This window comes from Salinimicrobium oceani (assembly GCF_012037645.1).
On record NZ_JAAVJR010001146.1, the window covers coordinates 1 to 353 of the forward strand.

At 34.6% G+C, this 353-nt stretch carries 1 protein-coding gene; it reads left to right on the forward strand.

The genetic code is table 11. The features are described from left to right. Positions 1–129: 129 nt before the first annotated feature. A partial coding sequence (locus HC175_RS21200; RefSeq protein WP_168139932.1) for a small multi-drug export protein occupies positions 130–353 on the forward strand: 224 nt, incomplete at its 3' end.

Below are 353 nucleotides of genomic sequence, written 5' to 3' on the forward strand. Positions count from 1 at the left end.
AGATCAAACTCAGTAGCCTTTTGATCTTTTACCTTAGATAACATTCCAAATTATATTTTTTAAAAAATAGATCATTTCCTGTTTTTATCTGTTGGCTTTTAAATATTTTTGCGCCCTTTAAGAACGGGTATGCTGGCAGAAATTATTCAGGCGATGTTATGGAGTATTTCCCCCTTTGGAGAAGCAAAGGTGGGAATCCCTTATGCTATACTGAATGGGGTTAATCCCATTGTTGCTTTCATCTTTTGCTTTATAGCCAATGTTCTGGTCTTTCCTGTGATGTATTTTTTTCTGCACTTCATCAATAAACATTTTTTGAAGTGGCGGTTTTATAAGTCCAATGCCATTAAAGT